Below are 19489 nucleotides of genomic sequence, written 5' to 3' on the forward strand. Positions count from 1 at the left end.
ATCCCTCGACACGCCCTCTCGACAAGCTCGATGGCTGCTCGGGATGAACGGAAGGTGGTGGGAAAGCAAAGGATCGCGCGACACGGGGGATGGCTAGCCCCGCCCCACTTCCTCCACACTGCCCGCGAATTCCTCGAAATCGCGCGCCTCGCTGAACTCGCGATACACGCTGGCGAAGCGGATATAGGCGACCGAATCCAGCCCCTTCAGCCCGTCCATCACCATCTCGCCGATTCGCTTGGACGACACCTCGGCCTCACCGCTCGTCTCCAGCTGGCGCTGGATGCCGCTCACCAGCTTTTCCAGCTGGATCGCCTCGACCGGGCGCTTGCGCGCCGCGATCGACACCGAACGCAGCAGCTTGTCGCGTTCGAACGGTTCGCGGCGATGCTCGCTCTTCACCACGGTCAGCTCGCGCAGCTGGATGCGCTCGAACGTGGTGAAACGCGCGCCGCACCCCTCGCACTGGCGCCGGCGACGGATCGCCGCCCCGTCGTCGGTGGGGCGGCTGTCCTTTACCTGGCTGGCCTCATGTCCGCAAAAGGGGCAGCGCATCGTAAGGGGTCACAGCCCCTTGTTCTTGGTGCCCTTGTGATACGCCCAGGCGGCGCCCGCCAGCGCGCCGAACACGGGGCCGACGAACGGCACGGGGATCGCCACCACCGCGCCCAGCGCACCCCATTTGGCCATGCTCTTGCCCAGCCCCGGCGTACCCTTCACGGTCGACTGCACCTCACCGATCTTCTCGTCGAACTTCGCCACCATCGGCCTCCTTACTGGTAGATCGGGAACCGAGCGCACAACGCGCGGACACGTTCCCGCACGTTCGCCTCGACCGCCGCGTCGCCCGCCTCGCCCTGCTTGGCCAGCCCGTCCAGCACATCGGCGACCATGTTGCCGATCTCGCGGAATTCGGCGGTGCCGAACCCGCGGGTGGTGCCCGCCGGGCTGCCGACGCGGATGCCGCTGGTCTTCACCGGCGGCAGCGGGTCGTTGGGAATGCCGTTCTTGTTGCAGGTGATGCCGGCGCGCTCCAGCGCTTCGTCCGCGTCCTTGCCGGTGACGCCCAGCGGGGTCAGGTCGACCAGCGCCAGATGCGTGTCGGTGCCCCCGGACACCAGGTCCGCGCCGCGCTCCTTCAGCGTCGCGGCCAGCACCTTGGCGTTTTCGACGACGCTGGCGGCATAGCTCTTGAACTCGGGCCGCAGCGCCTCGCCGAACGCCACCGCCTTGGCGGCGATGACGTGCATGAGCGGCCCGCCCTGCAGGCCGGGGAACACCGCCGAGTTGATCTTCTTCGCGATCGCCTCGTCATCGGTCAGGATCATGCCGCCGCGCGGGCCGCGCAGCGTCTTGTGCGTGGTGGTGGTGACGACATGCGCATGGCCGAACGGCGTCGGATGGACGCCGGCCGCGACCAGCCCCGCGAAATGCGCCATGTCGACCATGAAGGTCGCGCCGACCTGGTCCGCGATCGCACGGAAGCGCGCGAAGTCGATGTGCCGCGGATAGGCCGAACCGCCCGCGATGATGATCCGCGGCCGATGTTCCTTCGCCAGCGCCTCGACCGCGTCATAGTCGATCAGGTGGGTGTCGGCGGTGACGCCGTACTGCACCGCGTTGAACCACTTGCCGCTCTGCGCCGCGCGCGCGCCATGCGTCAGGTGCCCGCCGGCATCCAGGCTGAGGCCCATCACCGTGTCGCCCGGCTTGGCCAACGCCAGCATCACCGCGCCGTTCGCCTGCGCGCCCGAATGCGGCTGGACGTTGGCATAGCCGCACCCGAACAGCTGCTTGGCACGCTCGATCGCCAGCGTCTCGACCTCGTCCGACGGATGGCAGCCCTGATAGTAACGCTTGCCCGGATAGCCCTCGGCGTACTTGTTGGTGAAGACGCTGCCCTGCGCCTCCAGCACCGCGCGGCTGACGATATTCTCCGACGCGATCAGCTCGATCTGCGTCTGCTCGCGGGTCAGCTCGTGCGTGACGCCGGCGAACACCGCCGGATCGGCATCGGCCAGCGCGCGGGTGAAGAAACCGTCCGGCTGGACGTCATGAAGGGCGGCGGGGTTCGTGCTCATACGGACTCCTTGAGCATGTCGACGCGCGCGGCATGGCGCCCGCCGAGGAAATCGGTGGACAAAAACGCGCGGACGCAGGCGCGGGCCATTTCTGGCCCGATCAGCCGCGCGCCCATCGCGATGGCATTGGCATCGTTGTGGCTGCGCGCCAGTTCGGCGGACAGCGGCTCGGCGACCAGCGCGCAGCGCACCGCCGGGTTGCGGTTGGCGGCGATCATGATGCCGATCCCCGATCCGCACAGCGCGATCCCGCGCTCCGCCGCGCCCGTTGCGATCGCATCGGCCAGCTTGCGGCCATAATCGGGGTAATGGACGCTGGCGTCGTCATGGGTGCCGAGGTCGAGCATCTCATGCCCCTCGGCGGACAGCCAGTCGCGCAGGTCGTTCTTGAGCGGGACGGCGGCATGATCGCAGGCGATCGCGATACGCAAGGGGGGCGACTCCCATGGCGGTGGAACGTCCGCGAGCCTGTAGCCGCGCCCGCGCGCGAACGCCACCCGGAACACGCGCGGATCGCCATGGGTTGGTCGGGGATGACCCGAGCCCTTTCCCTCGCGCTGTGCGCGCTCCCGCTCGCCGCCTGCGGCCAGCCCGCTGCGACCGATACCACCCCCGGCAATGCGGTGATACCGACCGCGACGCCGTCGAACGAGGCGGTCACCCCCTCGGTCGCGCCCGCGGCCGATGCGGTCGCGAAGCCGGAGGCAGAGTATCTCGGCCGCTGGGTCGGGGTGGAGGGAATGGTCCTCAATGTCACGAAGCGTGCGGGCGGCGGCGTCACGCTGGATATGCAATGGGATCTCGACCACCACGGCACCTTCCCCGGAACGGTGACCGCGCAGGGGCTGCGCTTCACCCGCAACGGCGTGGATGAGGTCGCGGAGCCGGGTGACGGCGACGCCACCGGCCTTAAATGGCTGGCAGGAAAAAAGAATTGTCTGACGGTGAAGCCCGGAGAAGGATATTGTCGGACCTGACGATGGGTGGACGCCATCCGGCCCGCGCCATAGGGTCGCGCGGATCGAGAGGGGATAAGCGATGGAACAGCTGCGCGCCTGGATCGGCTCGGAAGAGACCGCGCATGACATCGTCACCCCGTCACTGGTCGAAAAATTCCGGGCCACGCTGGGGCTGGTCGACGAACCCGGGATCGCGCCGCGGCTGATTCACTTCTGCCTTTGCCAGCCCGCGGCGGAAGCCGCGGCGCTGGGACCGGACGGGCACCCGCGGCGCGGCGGGTTCCTGCCCCCGGTGCCGCTGCCGCGCCGGCTGTGGGCAGGCGGCGACATCGAATTTTCCGGTGACCTTCACATTGGCGAGGCGATCACCCGCCGCTCACGCGTGGCCGACGTGGTGGTGAAGCAGGGGCGCAGCGGCACGCTGTGCTTCGTCACCGTCGATCATGCGATCAATCGCGCCGACGGCAGCTGCGCGGTCCGCGATCGCCAGACGATCGTCTATCGCGACGCCGCCATCGCGCAGCCGCCCGCCGCGCCGGCACCCGCGCCGGAGGGCGCGATGGTCGAGACGATGACGCCATCGCCGACGCTGCTGTTCCGCTATTCCGCGCTCACCTTCAACGCGCACCGCATCCATTACGACCAGCCCTATGCCACGCAGGTGGAGGGTTATCCGGGGTTGGTCGTGCACGGCCCGTTGCAGGCGACGCTGCTGATCGACCTGGCGACGCGCCGCGGCGGACGCGCGCCGGATCGCTTCACGTTCCGCAGCCTGTCGACGATCTTCGACACCGACACGCTGCGCTGCCACGCCGGCGCGCGCGACGGCGCGACGATGCGGCTGTGGACCGCGCGCCCCGGCGGCCCGGTGGCGATGCAGGCGGAGGCGACGTGGAACGACTGACGCCGCAGCGCCTCAGCCCGCGGCCAGTTCCTTGAGCGGCACCGACGCGTCCGCCAGCCGCTCCGCCGGAATCGCCGCGCCCGCCACGACCAGCGCGCGTCCCTGCACATAATCCTTGATCGCGTTGACGCAGTCGAGCGCGATCACCCGCCCCTGCTTCAGATACACCAGCGAGAAACTGCGCGTCGCCGGATCGCCGCGCAGCACCGCCGCGTCATGACCGGTCGACAGGCCGACGGTCTGCAGCTTCAGGTCGTACTGGTTCGACCAGAACCACGGGACCGCGTCATATTCCTCCGCCGCGCCGGTCAACAGCTTGGCGACGATCATCGCCTGGTCGTTGGCGTTCTGCACCGATTCCAGCCGGATCGACGCGCCCTCGGCAAAGCGGTTGGCGTGCAGCGCGCAGTCGCCGATCGCCAGCACGTCGGGCAGCGAGGTGCGGCACTGCGCGTCCACCGCCACGCCGTTGCCCCCCTCGGCCCCCGCCGCCAGCAACGGCTCGACCGCGGGGATGATCCCGATGCCGACGATCACCATCTCGCACGACAGCGTCTCGCCATCGGTCATCCGCACCCCGGTGACGCGCGTGCCGTCGCCGACGATGCAATCGACCCGCGCGTCCAGGCGCACCTCGACGCCGTGCGCGCGATGCTCCGCCTCATAGAAGCGCGACAGCGGTTCGCCCGCCACCCGCGCCAGCACGCGCGGCAACGCCTCCAGCAACACCACCTGCTTGCCCAGCTTGGTCAGGACCGCCGCGGCCTCCAGCCCGATATAGCCGCCGCCGATCACCACCACGCGGCGCGTCGCGGGCAATTCGCCCATCAGGCGGTCAACATCCGCTCGGGTGCGCACCGCATGGACCCCGGTCAGGTCGTGGCCGGCGCAGGTCAGCCGCCGCGGGCTGCCGCCGGTCGCCCAGATCAGCGTGCCGTAACCGATCGCCTCGCCGTCCTCGCTCGTCACCCGGTGCGCTGCGGGGTCGACCGACACGATCCGCGTGCCGGGGATCATCGCCACCTGCTTCTCGTCCCAGAAGGCGGCCGGGCGCAGCAGGATGCGCTCGAACGGCTTGTCCTGCGCGAGATATTCCTTCGACAGCGGCGGCCGTTCATAGGGCAGTTCCGGCTCGTCGCCGATCAGCGCAATCGTGCCCTCGAACTTGCGCTGGCGCAGCGCGATCGCCGCCTGCGCGCCCGCATGACCGGCACCGACGATGACGATATCGAACTGCCTCATTGCGCTCTCCCCAGCTTGTCGCCTCGCCGATGCACCAGCGCGCGCGCCGCATCAATAGGGCGGCGGCGCCCGTTCGCGCTGCGCACGCGCCGCCTGCGCCCACCAGATCAGGTCGCGTGCGAAGCGCCCGAACGCACGTTCCAGCGACGCGCCGGCATCGCCGATCGGCCGCCCGTCCGCATCCAGCGTCGCCGCGATCGGCCCGGCGGTCAGCGTGCTCGGGATCACCGGCATCCCCATTTCTGGAAGGATCGCATGCCAGATCGAATTGGCGCGCGCCCCCGCCAGCCGCCCCGCCGAATAGCTGGCGATCGCCGCGGGGCGCCAGAACCATTCCTCCAGGAAATGGTCGGTCAGGTTCTTCAGCCCGGGCTGTGGCCCCCAATTATACTCGCCCGTGACGAATACGAACGCATCCGCCGCACGGATACGCGCCGCCAGCGCTTCCATCGCCGCCGGCGCCTCGCCCTTCGGATGTTCCTTGTACATGCGGTCCAGCATCGGCAGCCCGACCTCCTGCGCGTCGACCAGTTGCGCGTCGTGTCCGTCGCTGCCGAAACGCTCGACAAGGAAGCGCGCCAGCCGGATGCCGGCACGATCGGCGCGATACGAACCATAGAGGATCAGGATGTTCATGCCCCCACCTTGCCGCGCGCAACGGGGCCGGTAAACCGATCGCCGGTAATTGGGAGAGTGTGGCGCGATGGCACCGCATCAGGCGACGGGCGACGGCACGGCGGGAACCGCGGGCGCACCGGGCAGCGCCGACATCCGGCTGGTCATTTCCGCCTCCGCGCTCGGCACCGTGTTCGAATGGTATGACTTCTTCATCTACGGCACGCTGGCGGCATCGGGGATCATCGGCCGGGCCTTCTTCCCCGCCGGCAACGAAACCGTGCAGACGCTGCTGGCCTGGGCCGGCTTCGCGGTCGGTTTCGGCTTCCGCCCGCTCGGCGCGGTGGTGTTCGGCTATCTGGGCGACCGGCTGGGGCGCAAATACACCTTCCTTGCCACCATCGCGCTGATGGGGATCGCCACCGCCGGGGTCGGCCTGACGCCGGAGGCATCGGCGATCGGCATGGCCGCGCCGGTCATCATCCTCTTGCTGCGCGTGGCGCAGGGGCTGGCGCTGGGCGGCGAATATGGCGGCGCGGCGATCTATGTCGCCGAACATTCGCCGCGCGGCCGTTCGGGCTTCTACACCAGCTTCATCCAGGCCGGGGTCGTCGGCGGCTTCCTGCTCAGCCTGGCGGTGATCCTGATCGTCAAGGCGGCGCTGCCCGCCGCGACGTGGAGCACCTGGGGCTGGCGCATCCCGTTCCTGTTCTCGGTCGTGCTGCTCGCCATCTCGCTGTGGATGCGCCTCAAACTGTCGGAAAGCCCCGTCTTCCAGAAGATGCGCGCCGCCGGGGAACAGGTCGCCAACCCGATCAAGGAAAGCTTCACCTATCCCGGCAATCTGAAACGGATGATCGTCGCGCTGTTCGGGATCGCCGCCGGGCTGACGGTGATCTGGTACACCGCGATGTTCACGGTCCTGTCCTTCCTGCAAACGACGATGCGCGTCGAGGAGACGACCGCGCAGGTCATCACCGGCGTCGGCGTGGCGGCGGGGGTCGGCTGGTTCCTGCTGTTCGGGCATGTCTCCGACCGGATCGGGCGCAAGAAGCCGATCGTCGCGGGCTATGTGCTGACCTTGGTGCTGCTGTTCCCGATCTTCTGGCTGATGGGCGCGGCCGCCAATCCGGGACTGGCGCGCGCGGCGGATACGCAGCCGGTGGTCGTCCATGGCCCGACGTGCAGCTACAGCCCGTTCGACAAGGTGCAGGCGACGCCGTGCGGCAAGCTGCTCGACCATCTGTCGAAAAAGGGGGTGCCCTATTCGGTGACGGCCGCACCCGACACCTATGTCGCGGTCGGGTCGGGCGACGTGACGGTGACGACGCCGCAGGAACTGGACGCCGCGCTGACGCGGGCCGGCTATGATCTGACGCCGGTGCGCCCGTCCCCGGGCAATATCGCGCTGATCCTGGTCGCGATCCTTGCCATGTCGATGCTGTCGGGGATCACCTATGGCCCAGTCGCCGCGCTGCTGGCGGAGATGTTCCCGCCCGCGATCCGCTATTCCTCGCTGTCCATCCCCTATCACCTGGGCACCGGCTATTTCGGTGGGTTCCTGCCGTTCATCAGCCAATATATCGTCGCGAAGACCGGCGATCCCTATGCCGGGCTGTGGTACACGTTCGCGGTCGTGGTGATGGCGCTGCTGGTCACCCTGTTCGGGCTGAAGGAGGATCGCGGCGGCGCCGCCGCGGTGGCGTGATCGCGCCGCGCGCGCTACCTGCGCGGGCATGACTGCCGTTCCGCACGCCGCCCCCCACCGCCTGCGCCTGTCCGCCGATGCACTGGTCGCCAACTGGCGCGCGCTGGCGCGGATGAGCGGCGCGGGCGCGGCGTGCGGCGCGGCGGTGAAGGCCGACGGCTACGGCCTGGGCGCGGCGGCGGTGGTGCAGCGGCTGGCGGCGGCGGGATGCCGCGACCTGTTCGTGTCGAGCTGGGCGGAGGCGGCGGCGCTGCCCGTCGCGGCGCCGCTCGGCTTGTCCGTCCTGCACGGCGTCCGCGCCGAGGACATGCCGCTCGCCGCCGCGCTGCCGCATGTCCGCCCGGTGCTCAACACCGCGCAGCAGGTCGCGCGCTGGCGCGATGCCGGCGGGGGCCGGGCGTGCGACGTGATGGTCGACACCGGCATGAACCGGCTGGGCATCGCGCCGGCGGACATCGCCGGCGGGCTGCTCGACGGCCTCGTCATCGACACGCTGATGAGCCATCTGGCCTGCGCCGACGAACCCGCTGCGGCGATGAACCGCGACCAGTTGCATCGCTTCGCCGCGTTGCGCGGGGCGACGCGCGCGCGGCGGATGAGCCTGGCCAATTCCGCCGGGATCGCGCTGGGCGCCGATTATGCCTTCGACCTCACCCGGCCGGGGCTGTCGCTGTACGGCGGCGTCCCCTGCCCCGCGCTCGCCGACACGATCCGCCCGGTCGTGACGATCGAGGCGCAGTTGCTCCAGCGCCGCATCGTGCGCGCGGGCGAGGTGGTCGGGTACAACGCCACCTGGGTTGCCCCCGCCGACACGCCGGTCGGGACCGCCAACCTGGGCTATGCCGACGGCTACGGCCGCGGCTTTTCCGATCGCGGCCGCGCGCAGGCGGTGGCCGGCGACGGGCCATGGCTGCCGGTGATCGGCCGCGTTTCGATGGATCTGGTCGCGCTCGACCTCACCGGCACCACGCTGGCGGAGGGCGACTGGATCGCGTTCGACCCCGACCTGCCCCGCGCCGCCGCCTCGGGCCGCAGCCAGTACGAACTGCTCACCGGGCTGGGCAAAAGGTTCGACCGCGTCTGGGCATAGAAAAAGGGCCGCTTCCCGTGGGGGAAGCGGCCCGTCGGTCACGTAGCGACGACCGGATCAGAACTTCGCGCGGAAACCGGCATAGAAGAACCGGCCCGTCGGATCGTACAACGATCCAGCCTCGTTGCCGAGCAGGTCGTACGGCGGGCGCGTATTGGTGAAATTGTCGACACCGACGTAGAACTGCGACCCCTGCTGAAGGTCGAATTCGGCGCGGATGTTATGATACCATTGCGCCGGGTAATAGGGGAACGGCGTCGCATCGGGATTATAGGGCGCGCGGCCCTGCAGCGGGAAGAAGGTTTCATATTCGAAACCGTTCAGGATCTGCTTCCCGATATACTGCACCTGGTAGTTAAACGACACGGCGCCCGTATCCAGGATGTTGGTCACCTGGAAACGCCATTCCGGATCACCCAGTTCGAACTTCTGCTGGTTGATGAAGTCTGGCTGGCTGATGTCGGTGTAGTTGTCGCGCTTGATGAGGTAGCTCGCCAGACCGCGGATGTTGAACGTCACCCCGTCCCCGAAGTCGTGACGATAGCCAGCGTCGACGTCGATCCCGCTCGTCTTCTGCCGGGCGTAGTTGAACGGGCGACCAAAGGTGGAGAAGCCGGGGTTGTTGATGGTGACGACCGAACCGCCCTGAATGACCGTCGTCTGGCCGGCGAACGTGCCGTTGGGCAGGCGGTTGACGGAGGCGCAGAACGGATTGTCGATGCCCGACGGATTGTCGTAGCATTGCTCGAGAACCGTCTGCGGCGCGAGCGTGAAGATGACGTTCTTCACCTCGATGTTCCAATAATCGACCGACAGGTTGAAGCCCGGCAGCGCGCTGGGCTGGAACACGCCACCCAGCGTGAAGCTGCGTCCACGCTCTTCCCGAAGCAGCGGGTTCCCCGTATTGGCCGCCGCCACGCCGCCGTTCGGACGGTTGGTGAACGGCTCCGTCGTGGTGACACCGCCGACCGTGAAGGTTTGCGTCGTCGGCACACCCGCCGCCGCGCAATTTCGCACACGGTTCGGGTTGTTGTTGATGTTGATCGTGCTGCACGGGTCAGCAAATGCGTTGTTGAAGGTCTGACTCGCCGCATTGAACAGGTTGCCCAGCGTCGGTGCGCGTACCGACTGCTGATAGCTGCCGCGGAAGCGCAGATCGCGCACCGGCGCCCAGGTGACGCCGCCGTTCCAGGCCCACACCGTGCCCGTCTGGCCGAGGTTATAGTCGGAGACGCGCGCCGCCCCCTCGACCGTCAACTCGTGGAAGAAGGGCGTGTTGGCGAGGAGCGGGAAGCGCACCTCGGCATAGGCTTCCTTGATCTTGTAGGTCGGCGGCGTGAACGCCGGGATGATGTTTAGGAAGGTCTCGCCCGCCGCGGTGCGCGGATCATAGGTCGCGAACTGCTTCTCGGTGCGGTATTCGCCGCCCACCGCGAAGCCCACGGGGCCGCCCGGCAGGTTAAAGAAGCTCGCGGTGTCGCCCGAAAGGAAACCCGACAGGACGAACTGTTCGTTGCGCTGCTTGCGCCACGAGGTGTAGCCGAAATACGCCAGCGATCGCGGATCGACGTTGCCGATGCCGAAAAGGTTGGCGGGCACGCAGTTCGGATCATCGTTGGCGGTGCTGGCGTCGCCGTTCACGGCGCAGATCGCACGCACACCGTTGGGGCCGGTAACGAAGTTGGTGCCGGTGTAACCCGCCGGTGCGGCAACCGCGTTGACCGCCTTGCCGAACGGGCTGTTCAGGTTAAATCCACTCCCCGAGGACAGGATGTTGCCGCCGGTTTCGTAATAGCCGTCGTAGCGGCCGTAGTTTGCGGAGACTTCGTAGCGGAAGTTATCGGCGAACGAGCCACCGACACCGCCGACGATGCGGAACGTCTCGCGCTTGTGGCGCTCGCCACGCGGGCCGAAGTCCTGGTTGTTGCGGCCGATCGTGAACGTCGTCACGCCCGGTGCCAGCACGCTCTGCAACAGCGCTCGCGCCTGATCGGTCAGGAACGGGTTGGCGGTGCTGAGCGTGTAGGTGCCGAAGGTGGGGGATGATTCCTGCAGCGCATTCACGCGGGTGTAGGACGCCTCGACGAACGGACGGAACGCCGGGGACACCTCGAACGCGGCGTTGATGTTGGCGTTGAACCGCTCCAGCCCGGGCTGGAACTGGCCATTGCCACGCAGCGTGGAGCCGAGCCCGCCGATGCAATTGCCCGACTGGAACGGGCGGAAATCGGTGCCGCACGGGTTGCGGATCAGCGTGCCGTCGTTCTGGAAGACGAAACCGTTGCCGAACTGCGCCAGCGCGTTCGAGCTGTTCGGGTTGAACAGGCCCGAGCAGGCGAGGCCGCGACGTGCGTTGAAGGCGGCTGTCGATTCACCCGCTGCCGGCGCGACCGGGCAGGTCGCGACGAACAGGCCGTATTCCGACGTTTCCGTGCGGCGCAGCCCGCCGATGAACGCGGTATCGGGGATGCCGTCGCCCGTCGATGGCTCCGCGCCGCGGATCGGCCCGTTCGACGGATTGTTCTGGGACGAAGTGTTCTGCACCAGCTGGAACTGACGACGGTCGCGCCCCTGTTCGCGCTGATTGTAGAATAGCGGATTTGCCTTCGCATATTCCAGGGCAACGGTGATGTTTCCCCGCCCTTCGGCGAAGTTCTTGCCGGCAATGCCGCTCAGCGAATAGGACCCGCGGTCACCCTCGCCGGAAATGCCGCCCTGGCCGCGCAGCTGCAGGCCGTCATAGTCGCGCTTCAGGATGAAGTTGACCACGCCCGCGACCGCGTCCGACCCGTAGATCGCAGAGTTGCCGCCGGTGACGACGTCGACGCGCTCCAGCAGGTCGGCGTTGACGTTGTTCACGTCCCACTGGAACCCGCCGGGCGAGGTCGACACGTGGCGACGACCGTTGATGAGCACCAGCGTGCGGTCGATGCCAAGGCCGCGTAGATCGAGGAAGTTCGAACCGGCGGTGCCGATGAAGCGGGTCGAGTTCGCCTGGCTGTAGGTCGCGCGAAGCTGGGGCAGTTCGTTCAGCTGATCGCCGACCGAGATCGTGCCTGTCGCCAGGATGTCCTGCGGTCCGACCGACGTGATCGGGATCGTCGAGGCCAGATTGGGACGGTTAATGCGCGAACCGGTGACGACGATCTCGGCACCGGCCTCGGCCTCGGCAACCTGCTCCTCGGCGAGTTGCTGACCGGTGTCGTCCCTTGACGACGTCTGCGCAGACACGGACGGAGCGAGCACAAGCGTGCCCATGAGCGCAGTCGCGCCCAGAAAAGCTTTTACTTTCATCTGACCCTCGATGAACGGTGAGTTCGTTCATCTAACAGACAGGTTTTGCGCCGCTGTTGGCAAGATACCGCTAACGACCCATCACTGTTTTTTCATGCGTGTTGCAGATTTGCGACAGAAATGGAAATGCTTCGTTACATTTGTGCATCAGCGTATTGTATCACTCAACCACTCTGCCAGCGGCTCCCACACCGCCGCGCGCGCGCCGCTGCCCACCACCATCCCGACATGCCCCACCGTCAGGTCGCGGCGGTCGGCAAGGCCGGCAGCGGTGGCGGCGGGGACGATGCGGTCGCTGAGCGAGACGAACTCGGCCGCGGGACAGCGCAGCGCCGACGGGTCGATGACGGCGCCGCCGACCCGCCATTCGCCCCGCCCGGGCCGGTCCTGCGCCATCAGCGTGTCGAACAGGTCGGCGCCCGCGGCATGGGTCAGCGGCGCGCCGCCATTGGCCCAATCCTCCAGCAGCACGAACGTCGCGGCGCGCGCCGCGTCCATCGTCGCGAACGCCTCGTATTTGGCGATGGTGCGCGCCGGGTCGAGACGCCAGAACGCGGTCTGCAGCACCTCCATCGGCAACACCCCCAGCGCGCGCGACGCAGGCGCCGCTTCCCGCCACAACGCCGCCAGCGCCGTGTGCGCCGCCTCGCCATATCCGGAGAAGCGCCACGGCGCGGCGATCGTCACGACGCCCGCGACCCGGTCCCCCAGCAGCTGCGCCGCCGCCAGCGCCAGCGTGCCGCCCAGGCAGTAACCCACCAGCACCGGCGGCCGCTCCAGCTTCGCGATCAGCGGCAGCAGCCGGTCGGTGACATGCCCCGCCAGGTCCAGCGCGGCGTCCTGCGCGCGCGGACTGCCCCAGTCGACCAGCCACGCCGGAAACCCCGCCGCCGCGACATGCCCGATCAGCGAACGGCCCGGCGCCAGATCCAGCACGAACGGCGGGTTGATGAGCGAGGGGACAAACACCACCGGCGGCAGGTCGCCGCGCCCCCGGCCGTCACCGCGCAGCCGCGCCGCGCCCTTGCGGAACCGCGCGGGCTTCATCCGCCGCACCGTGCGCGGTGCCTCCTGATAGCGGCGCAACCCCGCCAGCGCGGCGGCGCGGCGCTCCGGCGATGCTGCGGTCTCGCCGCGCAGCATGTCGATGAACAGCGGCAAAGGCCGGGGCCCGTGTTGCGGCGCGGTATTTTGTGCGGTACCGCATGGAAAAACGGTCATGGGGAGCTTTCACGATGAAGAAGCAGTCGAACGCCGACGGGGCCGTGGTCATCAAGAAATACGCCAATCGCCGGCTCTACAATACCGAAAGCTCCTCCTACATCACGCTCGAACATCTCGCCGCGATGACGCGCGAGGGGCGTGAATTCCGTGTGGTGGACGCCAAGACCGACGAGGATATCACCCACAATGTCCTGACCCAGATCATCATGGAGGAGGAAAGCCGCGGGCAGACGATGCTGCCGGTCAATTTCCTGCGCCAGCTGATCGCGCTGTACGGCGATTCGATGCAGGCGATGGTGCCCGGCTATCTCGATGCGTCGATGGACAGTTTCCGCCGCAACCAGTCGCAGTTCAAGTCCGCGGTGGAGGGCGCCTTCGCCGGTTCTCCCTTCGCGGAAATCGCCAAGCACAACATGGCGATGTTCGAGGCGGCGGCCAATGCGTTCAAATCGGGCGCGGTCGCCCCCGGCACCGCCGCGCCCGCCGCGTCCCCCGCGGGCGGCACCAAGGACAGTGAAATCGCCGCGCTCAAGGCCGAGCTCGCCAGCCTCCGCGAGAAGGTCGACAAGCTCGGCGAATGAGCCGCCCGCGCGCGCGGTCAGCGCGGCTTGACGAACTTCAACGTCATGCGGTCGCTTTCGCCGATCGCGGTATATTTGGCGCGGTCGACGTCCTTCAGCGCGAGGGTCGGCGGCAGCGTCCACACGCCCTGGGGATGATCGTGCGTATCCTTCGGATTGGCATTGACGGCGCTTTCGCCCGCCAGCCGGAATCCTGCCGCCTCGGCCAGCCGGATCACGCTGGACCGCTTGACATAGCCGCTGTCGCGCTCGCGCGCGGCATCCGCTTCCTCGGGCAGGCGGTGGTCGACCACGCCCAGCGTGCCGCCCGGGCGCAGCATCGCGAACCACGCCTTGAAGGCGTTCGCCGGCACGTCGCCGCCCGCCATGGTCAAATTGTGGACGTTGCGGAACGTCAGCACCACGTCCTGGCTGTTCGCGGGCACGTCGGTGGCGCCGGTCGCCGGGTCGATCGTGGCGACCGTCCCCTTCAGCCCCTTCGCCGCCAGCATCGCGCGCGCGGCGTCGGCGCTCTTCCCCGGGGTGGTCAGCGCGGTGTAGCTGCCCTTGCCCGCCGGGATGCGCGCCAGGATCTGGGTGTACCAGCCGCCGCCGGGCGAGAATTCGACCACCTTGGACGCGGGCGTCACGCCGAAGAAGGCGAGCGTTGCCGCCGGATGGCGCGCGGCGTCGCGCGCGCGGTCCTCGGCGCTGCGTTCGGGCGCGGCGACGGCGCGCGCCACCGCCGGGTCGATGCGTGGTGCCGGCGCGGCGTGGAGCATGGCGGCGGTGCCGGCGATCGCGATGACGGCGATCGGCACGGACGAACGGCGGTACGGCATCTCTTTCTCCCGGTGATGATGCGCGCGAAGCTGGCGCAGCGATGAGCGATACACAAGCCCTGCTGGCGGCGCTGGCCGCCGGCTGCGCGCTGGTGGCGCTGTTCGCCGCGTGGCGGCAGGCGCGGCGCGCGGGGCGCCGCCACCTCGATGCGGTCGGCTGGGTCGACTGGACGACGGTGCAGATGGCCGCGCTGATCGCGCTGGCGGTGCTCGCCGGGCTCGCGTTCAAGGCGTAGCGCCCCCGGCCCGAACCGGGGGCGCTTCCCGCTCACTCGCTGGCGGTCTTGCGATAATCGAGCGGCGGCTGGCGATCGCCCAGCAGCGCCTTGTACTGGAAATTCGCGCCCCGCTTGACGGCGAATTCCTGCTTGGCCGCGGCGATCGCGTCGGGCGACCGGAACAGGTCGGCGGCGGCCAGCGCCAGCGTCTTGGTCGCCAGCGCCGCGCCCTTGATGCCGATGCTGCTGCCCGCCGCGGCGACGTTCTGCCAGCTGTGCCCGGCCGATCCGGGGACAAAGGTGGCGGTCGACAGCCCCACCGTCGGCACCACCCAGCTGACGTCGGCAACGTCGGTCGATCCGCCCATCGCATCGTCGACCATCACCGCGGGCTGCACCTCGCCCACGCTCGACAGCGCGGGCGCGCCGGCCCCGCCGCCGGCGAACGTCTGCTGGATCTTCTGCCCGAACGCCATTTCCTCGGGCGTCCAGGTGATCGTGCCCGCGCCGCGCAGCGACCGGTCCATGACCTTCATCAGCGCGGCATTGGGCAGCAGCGAATAGACGCCGCCGGTCACCTCCACGTCGACCTTGGTCTGGGTGCCCATCGCCGCGCCGCTGGCGGCCTGCTTCACCCATTCCCACACCGCCTGCACCACCTTGGGGTCGGTGTGGCGGACGTAATAATAGACCTCGGCCTCGTCGGGCACGACGTTGGGCGCCTTGCCGCCGTTGGTGATGACATAATGGATGCGCGTGCGGTCGGGGATATGCTCGCGCATCATATTGACCATCGCGTCCATCGCCTCGACCCCGTCGAGCGCGGAGCGGCCCTTGTCGGGATTGCCCGCGGCGTGCGCGGAAATGCCGTGGAAGCGGAACTTGCCGGAGATGTTGGCCATGCTCGGCCCCTGCGCCGCGCTGTTGGCGTTGCCGGGGTGCCAGTGCAGCACGGTGTCGACGTCGCGGAACAACCCCTCGCGCACCATGTACACCTTCCCCGATCCGCCTTCCTCGGCCGGGGTGCCATAGACCCGGATCTCGCCCTTGACGTTGTTCTTGACCATCCATTCCTTGACCGCGATCGCGGCATAGGTGCTGGCGGCGCCGAACAGATTGTGGCCGCAGCCATGCCCCGCCGGGCCGCCCAGCGGCTGGCGCACCGGCGCGGCGGCCTGCGACAGGCCGGGCAGCGCGTCGAATTCCGCCAGTACGCCGATCACCGGCCCGGCGCCGTTCTTGAAGCTGGCGACGAACGCGGTCGGCTCACCCGCGACGCCCGGCGTCACGGTGAAGCCCGCCGCCTTCAGCCGCGCCTGCAACAGACCGGAGCTTTGCGTCTCCTGATAGCCGATCTCGGCGAACTTCCAGATCTGCAACGCGGCATCCGCCATCGCCTTCTCGCCCGCGGCGGCATTCGCCAGGATCTGGCTGCTGTCGGCGGGCGCCAGATCGGCCGCGGCGGGGGCCGCCGCCAGCACGGCGCCGGCGGCAAGCGCAACGGCGGCGGTCATCATCTTGGTCATCATCGATCCTCCCTCGTGCCGTCGTATCACGATCAGAACTTCTTCGTCGCGCCGATGAAGAAATAGCGGCCGATCACGTCGTAATTCTGCGGGTCGTAATTGCCCTCCTGATCGCCCACCTGCGGCGGCGCGCGATTGAACAGGTTGGTCGCGCCCATGCGGAACTGGGTATTGTCGTCGACGTCGAACCGGGCGTTCAGGTCGAAGACGTTGTACGCGCGCACCCCGCGCGTCGTGCTGGCGGGCGACACCACCTTGGCCGAATTGATCATGCTGTCGATATAGCGCCAGCGCAGCCCCAGGCTGGCCTGTCCCAGCGTGTAGTTGAACGACGTGATCGCCTTCCACCGCGGATGCGCGGTGCCCGCGGTGGTTTCCACGCCGACGCCGATCGACCCGGCGTAATCGTAATTGGGCGCCCCCGGCAGCGCCTGGATACGGAACCGGTCGAGGTAACTGACCGCCGAGTTGATCGCCAAATTCCCGGGGCCGACCGGGAAGCGCCAGTCGAACTGGATATCCACCCCGCGCACCTCATAAGTGCCCAGGTTCAACAGCGGCTGGAGCGGGTTGACCGGCACGCCGGTGTCGGTGTTGCGGGTGATGAGCGAGCAATAGTAATTGTTCGCCGCATAGGACGGGTTGTTGCCGCCCGAATTGAAGCAGAACTGGAACGCCTGCGCGATCGACAGCGGCCCCACCGCATCCTTGATCTTGATCGAATAGAAGTCGACCGACAGCGACAGGTTGCGGAACACGCCCGCGAACGGCGATTGCAGCACGCCGCCGGCGGAGAAGGTATCGGCGGTCTCCTCGCGCAGCTGCGGATTGCCGCCGGTCAACGCGAAGACCTGCGCGGTGCCCAGCTGGTAGCTGTCGATGACGCTCGTCGGGATGCCCTGCGCCAGGCACAGGTTGCGCACCGCGCTGGCATTGGCGCCGCGGCGATAGGAGGAGCGCGTGTCGCACGGGTCACCGTTCGTCGTCGTGCTGCTGGCGGTGCCGATCGTGACGGATCCGGTCGATACCGGGGCGAACAATTCGCCCACGCTCGGCGCACGGATCGACCGGTTATACCCGCCGCGCAGTCGCAGCGGCTCGAACACGCGCCACGTCACGTCGGCCTTGTACGCATGGACGCCGCCGACCGAATCATAGTTGGAGTAGCGGTAGCCCAGGTCCAGATCGAGTTGCTGGATCAGCGGGATGTCGTGCAGCAGCGGGACCAGCAATTCGCCGAACGCCTCGCCCGTGCTCACCGATCCGCCCGCCGCGCGCAGCACCGAATAGCCCAGGATGTCGCTGGTCCCGTTGGGCAGCGACAGCTGGCTGTCGGGCTGGAAGCCATAGGAATTGTAGCGATAGTCGCCACCGATCGCGAAGCGCACCTCGCCCGCGGGCAAGGTGAACAGCCCGCCCTGGATCGTCCCCTCGACCGTGCGCTGCTTCAGGTCGTTGGTGTTGAGCGTGCGGCGGCTGATGTAATCGATGCACGCCTGCGACGGGGTCAGGTTGCCGAACGGGTTGAACCCGCCCGCGCACAGCTCGGTCCCGCCGGTCGGCGAATTGAGCAGCTGCGCGATCGCGCTGGCCGATGCGCCGCCGCGCTGTTCGTTGCGGAACTTCGCCTGGCTGGTCGATGCGTACAGGTCCCAGGTCCAGTCGCGGATGCCCAGTTTGCCCGACAGCCCGGCGGTCACCTGCCACACGTCATAATCGTACTGCTGATACCGCGGGCCTAGGATGTTCAGCGCCTTGTAGAAGGTGAACGGTGCATTGGGGTTGGCGCGCGATTGCAGGATCGTCCCGAACGCCTGCGGGATGAACGGATTGGTGGTCGGCACGGTCAGGCCATAGACGTTCGACGCCAGCGTCGGGTTGGCGACCCCCAGCGAGGTATAGGTGGTATAGGTCGCCTGGACGAACGCCTTCACATCGTCCGATACGTCGTAATCGACCTTGCCGAACACGCTCCACCGGTCGAGATCGGATTGCAGCGACGCGCCGTTATAACCGAAATTGATCTGCTGCGCGTTGGTGCCCGAATTGACGATATACGCCTCGTCGGTCTGCGGATCGCGGAAGTTGTAGACGGGGACGCCCGACGTCGAAAACAGCGTCTGGTCGGTGTTGAACCCGATCTGCCCGGTGTAGCGGCCCGCGCTGTTACCGGGGAGCGCGGGCGTGCCGTACTGGCCCTGGAACACCGAATTGACCGATGCCAGCGTCGGCGTGTTGCCACCGAACAGCACGGTGCCCTGCGGAATCGTCGCCAATCCCGGCGTCGACTGGCGGAACACGTAATAATCGCGCCCCCGCTGCAACGCGCGCTCGCGGTTGGTATAGTCGATCGACAGCACCGCCGAGCCGCGGTCGTCGGCGAACTTCGACCCCATCGTCGCGGTCAGGCGATAGGAGTTGCCGTCGCCATAGTCGCTGACGCCGGTCTGGCCGTTCAGCTCCAGCCCCTTGAAATTGCGCTTCAGCCGGAAATTGACGACGCCCGCGGTCGCGTCCGAACCATAGGTGGTCGATGCGCCGCCGGTGATGACCTCGATATTCTCGATCAGCGCCTCGGGCAGGATGTTGAGGTCGACCGACCCGTCGGGGTTCGACGGCTGGATGCGCCGCCCGTCGAGCAGCAGCAGCGTGCGCTTCGATCCCAGCCCGCGCAGGCTGGCATAGGCCTGCCCGCCGTTCAGCCCGGTCGACGTGCTGCCGCCGTTGGCCGCGCCGAACGCGCCGCTGAACTGCGGCAGCTGGGTCAGCGCGCTTTCGACGGTGACTCGCCCGGTATTCTCCAGCGTGTCCTGCGACAGCGACACGATCGGCGAATTGGCGACGTAATCGGGGCGCGCGATGCGCGATCCGGTGATGACGATCTCCTCGCCGGCCGATGGCGCGGCGCTCTCGCGCGCTTCCTCGACCGACGGCGGCGGGCTTTCGGGCACCGCGGTCTGCGCGTGCGCCTGCGCGGCGATCAGCGCGAGCGTGCAGGTGCCGGCGGCAAGGAGGAAGCGGCGATCGAGTCGCTGGTGCATGGCATAAGTCCCTGGATGGGCCGCCTCGTTCGCGGGCGGCTTCATCGGGAAAGACGCATGGTTGTGGCGCCCCCTCACGCCGCCATATGAAAAAAGTTTCACCAAACCGGTCGCGCGGGTAACGAACGGTCGCGGTGAAACCGCGTGCCGGATCGGGCATTGTGCGGGAAAACGGGAGGACGCTG

The 19489-nt window shown here is 68.2% G+C and carries 17 protein-coding genes; 6 read left to right on the top strand and 11 right to left on the bottom strand.

Annotation, left to right across the window (positions count from 1 at the left end; all coding sequences use genetic code 11):
* Positions 1-93: 93 nt before the first annotated feature.
* The 4 genes from nrdR to rpiB are packed head-to-tail and all read right to left on the bottom strand — an operon-like array spanning position 94 to position 2512.
* Positions 94-555, bottom strand: coding sequence for a transcriptional regulator NrdR (nrdR, locus tag COA17_RS06685; protein ID WP_096611126.1), 462 nt, complete (start codon positions 553-555; stop codon positions 94-96).
* 9 nt (positions 556-564) lie between these two features.
* The gene (locus tag COA17_RS06690) at positions 565-762 is read right to left on the bottom strand and encodes a hypothetical protein (RefSeq protein ID WP_231738787.1); all 198 of its coding nucleotides are present in this window, start codon (positions 760-762) and stop codon (positions 565-567) included.
* A gap of 11 nt (positions 763-773) precedes the next feature.
* Positions 774-2081 (bottom strand): serine hydroxymethyltransferase, encoded by a 1308-nt coding sequence (gene glyA, locus COA17_RS06695; protein WP_066488448.1) that lies wholly within the window; start codon positions 2079-2081, stop codon positions 774-776.
* A complete protein-coding gene (gene rpiB / locus COA17_RS06700; RefSeq protein WP_066488453.1) occupies positions 2078-2512 on the bottom strand; it encodes a ribose 5-phosphate isomerase B in 435 nt (144 codons plus the stop codon). Before rpiB ends, glyA begins: the two co-directional genes overlap by 4 nt.
* Positions 2513-2614: 102 nt before the next feature.
* On the opposite strand from rpiB, the gene COA17_RS06705 reads away from it, so the two are divergent.
* Positions 2615-3058, top strand: a complete 444-nt coding sequence (locus COA17_RS06705) for a hypothetical protein (protein WP_096611128.1) — start codon at positions 2615-2617, stop codon at positions 3056-3058.
* Positions 3059-3119: 61 nt separating this feature from the next.
* On the top strand, positions 3120-3944 hold the full coding sequence (locus COA17_RS06710; protein WP_096611130.1) for an HTD2 family dehydratase: 825 nt from the start codon (positions 3120-3122) through the stop codon (positions 3942-3944).
* Positions 3945-3956: 12 nt separating this feature from the next.
* Here COA17_RS06710 and COA17_RS06715 read toward each other — a convergent pair whose 3' ends face one another.
* The gene (locus COA17_RS06715; protein ID WP_096611132.1) at positions 3957-5186 is read right to left on the bottom strand and encodes an NAD(P)/FAD-dependent oxidoreductase; all 1230 of its coding nucleotides are present in this window, start codon (positions 5184-5186) and stop codon (positions 3957-3959) included.
* A gap of 51 nt (positions 5187-5237) precedes the next feature.
* A complete protein-coding gene (locus tag COA17_RS06720) occupies positions 5238-5822 on the bottom strand; it encodes an NADPH-dependent FMN reductase (RefSeq protein ID WP_066488469.1) in 585 nt (194 codons plus the stop codon).
* A 67-nt stretch (positions 5823-5889) separates the two neighbouring features.
* Between COA17_RS06720 and COA17_RS06725 the strand changes: the two genes are divergently transcribed.
* Positions 5890-7509, top strand: a complete 1620-nt coding sequence (locus tag COA17_RS06725; RefSeq protein ID WP_096611134.1) for an MFS transporter — start codon at positions 5890-5892, stop codon at positions 7507-7509.
* 28 nt (positions 7510-7537) lie between these two features.
* Positions 7538-8599 carry an alanine racemase gene (locus COA17_RS06730; protein ID WP_096611136.1) on the top strand — a complete coding sequence of 354 codons (1062 nt, stop codon included), beginning with the start codon at positions 7538-7540 and terminating at the stop codon, positions 8597-8599.
* A gap of 57 nt (positions 8600-8656) precedes the next feature.
* Here the strand turns inward: COA17_RS06730 and COA17_RS06735 are convergent, their stop codons facing one another.
* Complete coding sequence (locus COA17_RS06735) at positions 8657-11830, bottom strand: TonB-dependent receptor domain-containing protein (protein WP_231738790.1); 3174 nt, start codon at positions 11828-11830, stop codon at positions 8657-8659.
* A gap of 210 nt (positions 11831-12040) precedes the next feature.
* Positions 12041-13054 carry an alpha/beta fold hydrolase gene (locus COA17_RS06740; RefSeq protein ID WP_245857508.1) on the bottom strand — a complete coding sequence of 338 codons (1014 nt, stop codon included), beginning with the start codon at positions 13052-13054 and terminating at the stop codon, positions 12041-12043.
* A gap of 74 nt (positions 13055-13128) precedes the next feature.
* Here COA17_RS06740 and phaR point away from each other — a divergent pair, with 74 nt between their 5' ends.
* Positions 13129-13698 (top strand): polyhydroxyalkanoate synthesis repressor PhaR, encoded by a 570-nt coding sequence (gene phaR / locus COA17_RS06745; protein ID WP_066488481.1) that lies wholly within the window; start codon positions 13129-13131, stop codon positions 13696-13698.
* A 17-nt stretch (positions 13699-13715) separates the two neighbouring features.
* Here phaR and COA17_RS06750 read toward each other — a convergent pair whose 3' ends face one another.
* A complete protein-coding gene (locus tag COA17_RS06750; RefSeq protein WP_096611140.1) occupies positions 13716-14519 on the bottom strand; it encodes a class I SAM-dependent methyltransferase in 804 nt (267 codons plus the stop codon).
* A 41-nt stretch (positions 14520-14560) separates the two neighbouring features.
* Between COA17_RS06750 and COA17_RS06755 the strand changes: the two genes are divergently transcribed.
* Positions 14561-14755 carry a hypothetical protein gene (locus COA17_RS06755; protein ID WP_096611142.1) on the top strand — a complete coding sequence of 65 codons (195 nt, stop codon included), beginning with the start codon at positions 14561-14563 and terminating at the stop codon, positions 14753-14755.
* A gap of 32 nt (positions 14756-14787) precedes the next feature.
* On the opposite strand, the gene COA17_RS06760 is transcribed toward COA17_RS06755, so the two are convergent.
* Together COA17_RS06760 and COA17_RS06765 are read right to left on the bottom strand one after the other, a co-directional pair.
* Positions 14788-16263: an amidohydrolase gene (locus COA17_RS06760; protein ID WP_096611644.1), complete on the bottom strand. Its 1476-nt coding sequence runs from the start codon at positions 16261-16263 to the stop codon at positions 14788-14790.
* A gap of 32 nt (positions 16264-16295) precedes the next feature.
* Positions 16296-19304: a TonB-dependent receptor domain-containing protein gene (locus COA17_RS06765; RefSeq protein ID WP_141397038.1), complete on the bottom strand. Its 3009-nt coding sequence runs from the start codon at positions 19302-19304 to the stop codon at positions 16296-16298.
* Positions 19305-19489 lie beyond the last annotated feature (185 nt).

The organism is Sphingomonas ginsenosidimutans (genome assembly GCF_002374835.1).
Lineage (GTDB): Bacteria > Pseudomonadota > Alphaproteobacteria > Sphingomonadales > Sphingomonadaceae > Sphingomonas > Sphingomonas ginsenosidimutans.

What these genes read in the sequence shown, in the direction of transcription:
- nrdR (WP_096611126.1), bottom strand. Translation starts at nt 555, where the DNA reads ATGCGCTGCCCCTTTTGCGGACATGAGGCCAGCCAGGTAAAGGACAGC.
- glyA (WP_066488448.1), bottom strand. Translation starts at nt 2,081, where the DNA reads ATGAGCACGAACCCCGCCGCCCTTCATGACGTCCAGCCGGACGGTTTC.
- COA17_RS06705 (WP_096611128.1), top strand. Translation starts at nt 2,615, where the DNA reads ATGACCCGAGCCCTTTCCCTCGCGCTGTGCGCGCTCCCGCTCGCCGCC.
- COA17_RS06710 (WP_096611130.1), top strand. Translation starts at nt 3,120, where the DNA reads ATGGAACAGCTGCGCGCCTGGATCGGCTCGGAAGAGACCGCGCATGAC.
- COA17_RS06715 (WP_096611132.1), bottom strand. Translation starts at nt 5,186, where the DNA reads ATGAGGCAGTTCGATATCGTCATCGTCGGTGCCGGTCATGCGGGCGCG.
- COA17_RS06720 (WP_066488469.1), bottom strand. Translation starts at nt 5,822, where the DNA reads ATGAACATCCTGATCCTCTATGGTTCGTATCGCGCCGATCGTGCCGGC.
- COA17_RS06725 (WP_096611134.1), top strand. Translation starts at nt 5,890, where the DNA reads ATGGCACCGCATCAGGCGACGGGCGACGGCACGGCGGGAACCGCGGGC.
- COA17_RS06730 (WP_096611136.1), top strand. Translation starts at nt 7,538, where the DNA reads ATGACTGCCGTTCCGCACGCCGCCCCCCACCGCCTGCGCCTGTCCGCC.
- phaR (WP_066488481.1), top strand. Translation starts at nt 13,129, where the DNA reads ATGAAGAAGCAGTCGAACGCCGACGGGGCCGTGGTCATCAAGAAATAC.
- COA17_RS06750 (WP_096611140.1), bottom strand. Translation starts at nt 14,519, where the DNA reads ATGCCGTACCGCCGTTCGTCCGTGCCGATCGCCGTCATCGCGATCGCC.
- COA17_RS06755 (WP_096611142.1), top strand. Translation starts at nt 14,561, where the DNA reads ATGAGCGATACACAAGCCCTGCTGGCGGCGCTGGCCGCCGGCTGCGCG.
- COA17_RS06760 (WP_096611644.1), bottom strand. Translation starts at nt 16,263, where the DNA reads ATGACCAAGATGATGACCGCCGCCGTTGCGCTTGCCGCCGGCGCCGTG.
- COA17_RS06765 (WP_141397038.1), bottom strand. Translation starts at nt 19,304, where the DNA reads ATGCACCAGCGACTCGATCGCCGCTTCCTCCTTGCCGCCGGCACCTGC.